This is a genomic window from Geobacillus sp. DSP4a, from assembly GCF_013096875.1.
GTDB lineage: Bacteria > Bacillota > Bacilli > Bacillales > Anoxybacillaceae > Geobacillus > Geobacillus thermophilus.
The window spans coordinates 1-5,462 of the sequence record NZ_SDLD01000081.1 but is presented as its reverse complement, the minus strand read 5'-3'; the positions used below and the strand labels follow the sequence as shown (position 1 = coordinate 5,462).

The window sequence follows — 5,462 nt, the reverse complement described above, 5'->3', positions numbered from 1 at the left end:
GTCGCCCTTGACGACTCTTCCGCACCTTTGGCGGGTGTTGGTCAAGGGCGAATCCGGCCCTCCGCATGCCCCACGATGCTCAATGGGATGATCTGTGTGGAGTTTTCATAGAACTTTTGACGCTACCTAACTATATTATACTATATTTTACTGAATCTATCCTATTTTCAGCAAAATATAGTTAAGGCGATTCATCTCCCACTTACTCCGCTTCGCTTCGTTGAAGTGGGAGTCTTCTCGCCTAATTAAGATAAAATTACACACAACGATGAACGGCGGCTAGGCTCCGCGGTTGGAATGGAGAGGAGAGTGGCGCAGACATGGGGCGGGTGCTGATCTATTTGCGGCCATATGGGAAGTGGATGGCGTTAGCTTGGTTGTTTATGTTGACCGAGCTGATCATCGAGCTTTGGCAGCCGCTGTTGATGGGGAAAATCATCGATGAAGGCATCATGAAACAGGATGTTGCGGCCATTTTCACGTGGGGAGCAGTGATGCTCGGGGCGTCGCTGTTGGCGTTTGCCTCGGGCATCGCCAACTCATTTGCTGCTGCCTACGTCGGTCAGGAGTACGGATTTGCGCTGCGGACGGCGCTGTTTGCCAAAATCCAATCGTTTTCGCTTGCGCGCATCGAGCAGTTGTCGCCGGCCTCGCTCATCACCCGGATGACGAACGATGTGACCCAAGTGCAAAACATGTTGTTTATGAGTTTGCGCATCGCCTTGCGTGCACCGCTTCTGGTCGTCTTTGGCGTCGCGATGGCGTTTGTCGTTCATGCGCGCTTGGCGCTCGTTTTGGCGGTGGCTGTTCCTCTGTCCGCTGTTTTTTTATTGTGGGTTGTACAAAAGGCGGCGGCGTCCTTTTCCGCCGTCCAACGAGCGCTTGATCGCGTCAACGGCGTAATGCGTGAAAATTTGGCCGGCATGCGACTCATTAAAGCATGGATGAGAAAAGAATACGAAGAGGAGCGATTTGCGACGGCGAACGATGCGCTGATGGAGCGGACCATGAGCGTGCTTCGCCTCGTGGAGACGATCACCCCGGTGTTGTTGATGGTGATGAACACCGCCATCGTCGCCGTTCTCCTTTTTGGCCGCCACCATATCGAGGACGGGACGGCGAGCGCTGGGCAAGTCGTGGCTGTCATCAATTACGCCACAAGGACGACGGCTGCGTTGTCGATGTTTACATTTATTACGATGGCGTTTTCACGGGCGCGCGCCTCGGCCGCCCGCCTCGCTGAACTTCTTGAAGCCCCGGGCGAGCGACACGGGGCGGATGCGGGCGGTGGTCCGGCCGTTCAGCGCGGGGAAATTCGCTTTGAGCACGTTTCGTTCCGCTATCCAGACAACGACCTTGACGCGCTTTCTGACGTATCGTTTGTCATCCGTCCGCATGAGACAGCCGCCATTTTAGGAGCGACAGGGGCCGGCAAATCGACGCTTCTTCAGCTGATTCCCCGGTTGTACGAACCAAGCGGCGGGCGCGTGTTGATTGATGGCGTCGATGTGCGCGAGTTTTCCGCCGAACAGCTGCGGACGGCGGTGCGCTTTGTTCCGCAGGAAGTGTTGCTATTTTCCGGAACGGTTGCCGACAACCTTCGCTTCGGCAAGATGACAGTGACGATGGAAGAGATTGTGCAGGCGGCTCGTGATGCGCAAATTCATGAAACCATCACTCGGTTTCCGGATGGATACGACGCACGGATCGGTCAAAAGGGTGTCAATTTATCAGGCGGGCAAAAGCAGCGGCTGTCGATCGCCCGCGCCTTGGTGGGGCAACCGCGCATTTTGCTTTTGGATGACAGCACAAGCGCGCTCGATGCAGAGACGGAAGCAAAGCTGCTCGCAGCGTTGCGGAAGTATGCATGCACGACGGTGATAGTGACGCAAAAGGTGAGCACCGCGATGGCGGCGGATACGATTTTGCTTTTGGAAGACGGCCGCCTGATCGCACAAGGAAGTCATGAACAACTGCTGGCGACGAGCGACCTGTATCGACGCATCGTCGCCACGCAGGAAGGAAAGAAGGGATCGGTGGATGTCACTACGGCATAGCCCGCACGGTGCGCGTGTTGGCGCAAGTGCGCAACGGGCGAAAAACAGCGTCGGCACTTTGCGTCGGCTATGGGCCTTTATCGCTCCGCAAAAGCGAAAGCTGTTTGCAGCCATGGCCATGGTGATGGCCAGCTCGGCGTTGGCGCTTGCTGGGCCGTATGTCGTTGGCCGGGCGGTTGATTCGTACATTGTGGAACGAAAAACGGATGGATTTTTCGCAACGCTCATTTTGCTTCTGGCCATTTATTTGGCCCTTGGGGCGGCGACGTTTTGGCAAAACTATTGGATGATCGATGTCGGCCAGCGGACGGTGCGCGGGATTCGCGAGCGGTTGTTTCGCCATTTTCATGAGCTGCCGATTTCGTTTTTTGACCGCCGCCAGCAAGGCGAACTCATGAGCCGGATTACAAACGACATCGACCATATGAGCCAGACATTTAACAGCACGGTTGTCCAGGTCGTCTCGAGCACGTTGACGTTGATGGGCGCTATGGTGGTTATGCTTTCACAAAGCGTTGTGTTGACGATCGTAACGCTTGTTGTCGTGCCGCTGATGTATGTGGGCATGCGCTGGATTACAAACCGGACGCGGGTGCGTTTCCGTGAGCAGCAACGGGCGCTCGGTGAGATGAACGGCTTTATCGAAGAGGTCATTTCCGGACAGAAAGTCGTGAAGCTGTTTTCCCAAGAAGAGCGGATGGAGTCTGAATTGGCGCGCAAAAACGCCGAGCTGAAACAAGCCGGGTTTTGGGCGCAAACGTATTCCGGCTTCATCCCGAAGCTGATGAACTTTTTAAACAACGTAAGCTTCGCTCTCATCGCTGGCGTCGGCGGATGGCTGGCGGCCAAAGGAGCGATATCGGTCGGGACGATCGTCGTGTTTGTCGAATATGCCCGCCAGTTTACCCGCCCGCTCAACGATTTGGCCAACCAATGGAACACGTTGCTGTCGGCGTTGGCTGGCGCTGAACGGGTGTTGGAAATTTTGGATTTGCCGAAAGAAGAGAAAGACGAGCGGGAAGCGGTGGCTTTGGACCGTCTTGATGGACGCATTGAGTTTCGTCAAGTCGTCTTTTCTTACGACAAACAGCGCCCGGCGCTCGACGGCGTCACCTTTTCCATCGCCCCGGGGGAGACGGTCGCGCTTGTCGGTCCGACTGGAGCCGGCAAAACGACCGTATTGCAGCTGTTGACCCGCTTTTATGATCCGGATGAAGGCGTGATTTTGATCGACGGGCGCGACAGCCGGACGATCAAGCGAGCGAGTTTGCGCCGGCATATGGCATTTGTGCTTCAGGATACGTTTTTGTTCGCCGGAACGATCCGCGACAACATTCGTTACGGCCGGCTTGAGGCGACCGATGAAGAAGTCGAGGAGGCGGCGCGCCAGGCGAACGCCCACTCGTTTATTATGAAGCTGTCGAACGGCTATGACACCGTTCTGTCCCCCGGAGGCGGCGGAATCAGCCAAGGGCAGCGGCAGCTGTTGGCCATCGCTCGGGCGATGATCGCCGACCCGGCCATTTTGATTTTGGACGAAGCGACGAGCAACATCGATACGGTGACCGAAGTGCGCATTCAAGAAGCGCTCGCGCGGCTCATGAACGGGCGGACATGTTTTGTCATCGCCCATCGGTTGAACACGATTCAACATGCCGACCGCATCGTTGTGCTCAACGAAGGCAACGTGATCGAACAAGGAACGCATGAAGAACTGTTGGAAGCAAAAGGATTTTACTTCCAATTGTATCAGCGCTATTGGTTGCGCAATGTGCAACAGGCATAACTGTATGGTGTTCACGTTTGCGGAGGACTTCAGATGAATGCGTGTCTCCTCCATGCGAACTCGAGTGCTCAGGAAAGGAAGAGTGGGTCAACTACCCCCACTTCGCTAACGCTTGAAGTGGGGGCTTGCAACTCCCCAGAAGTGCGAGCGGACTTCGTCCTCCTTCCTTGACTTGGGGTTGCATCAGGGGCAGGTTGACAGCTGCCCAACGACGCAGGTCATGCCTGTGTCGTTCCTTCAACGATGTACTCTATTCCTTTTCGTTGAAGGTTCATAGCACCAATGCGGTCATCGTTTGAGGTATATCCGCATGTTCGACAACAAAAGGTGTGTGTACGCTTGTTTCGATTGGCTTTTTCCGTATGACCACACTTTGGACATGTCAAAGAGGTGTAATGCGGAGCAACCACCATCACTTTTGACCCATGCAAACGTGCCTTATACTCTAACATTTGACGGAACTGATAGAACGCCCACGATACGGTTTCATATCGGTCATGGATACGTACACGTTCTGTTTTTTCACGAATGCCTGTTAAATCTTCTAATACAAAAAGGGTACGTTCTCCATATTGACGAACGAGTGCCTTCGTGACAGCATGGTTCACATCCGTCATCCAACGGTTTTCTCGTTGTCCGATTGTTTTCAACTTCCGACGCGCAGAAGCCGTCCCTTTTTGCTGGAGGGTTTTTCGCATTCGTTTGTACTTCGCCCGCATATGCTTGATTTTTCGTCCGTTAAAAAAGGTAGTTTTCCCTTGCGAATCATAAGCTGTTGCAAGAAAGTTAACCCCTACATCGACACCGACCACTTGGCGAATGTTGTGTTCATCTACGGTTGGAATTGTTTTGGTCATGGGGATGTGCAAAAAGAATTGGTTATGCTTATAGACGAGTTTGGCTGTGCCAAACGTCCATGAGCCATCAAAATATTGTTCCATGCCTTTTGGTTCGAATGGCACTTTGATTCGTCCTTCTAGCGTATTGACAGAAAATAACCCTTGAACAATGGAGTAATCTCGATTCCAAACGAGATCATATTCAGGCTTTTTAAAGCGAACCAATGTCCATTCGTGACCATTGCTTTTTAGGGAACGATATCTAGCGATAACCGTCTTGATTACAGATTGTGCCATTTGCGAACGCAAAGCGTAGTTTGATCGAAGTAGACGATAGGTCATGTCGTGTAACTTGGCTTGTGCAAGCACTTTTGTGTCAAAAATCACAACAGATACAGCGTTGCACGCTTGTCGATAAGCGGAAAGGGTGGCTTTCAATACTTCTGCTTGTTCCGCTGTTGGGTAAATTTTTATTTTGGCTGTTAACGTCATGTCCATTTGTCTCACCTCTCTTTCACTAAATATATTATATAATATATTATATCACTGTAGATGAGCAAATTCACTTACATAAATTGACAACTAAACAAAAAAGGAGACATGAACCGGACTCCTTGGGTAAAATAGATGTACTCAAAACCCATTCACACAAGGAGGTTCATGTCTCATGAATAGATTAGCACATCACCAAGGAATCCACAAGTTTTTCTTCACGCTGGGGTTGACGCTGCAGCTTTCCAAACCGGTCATCAAGCATCTCATTCATATTGTCGATGCCTT

General features: G+C 52.4%; 3 protein-coding genes. 2 read left to right on the top strand and 1 reads right to left on the bottom strand.

Translation table 11 applies throughout. The annotated features are described in order from the left end of the window. The first annotated feature begins 320 nt into the window (after positions 1 to 320). Both ETC02_RS16025 and ETC02_RS16020 read left to right on the top strand, forming a co-directional pair. Entirely contained in the window at positions 321 to 2,057 is a 1,737-nt protein-coding gene (locus tag ETC02_RS16025; protein WP_050367211.1) for an ABC transporter ATP-binding protein, read from the top strand. Beyond that, on the top strand, positions 2,041 to 3,843 hold the full coding sequence (locus tag ETC02_RS16020) for an ABC transporter ATP-binding protein (protein ID WP_171698418.1): 1,803 nt from the start codon (positions 2,041 to 2,043) through the stop codon (positions 3,841 to 3,843). The genes ETC02_RS16025 and ETC02_RS16020 overlap by 17 nt, the downstream gene beginning before the upstream one ends. 218 nt (positions 3,844 to 4,061) lie before the next feature. Here ETC02_RS16020 and ETC02_RS16015 read toward each other — a convergent pair whose 3' ends face one another. After that, positions 4,062 to 5,180 carry an RNA-guided endonuclease InsQ/TnpB family protein gene (locus ETC02_RS16015; protein ID WP_160269412.1) on the bottom strand — a complete coding sequence of 373 codons (1,119 nt, stop codon included), beginning with the start codon at positions 5,178 to 5,180 and terminating at the stop codon, positions 4,062 to 4,064. Positions 5,181 to 5,462 lie beyond the last annotated feature (282 nt).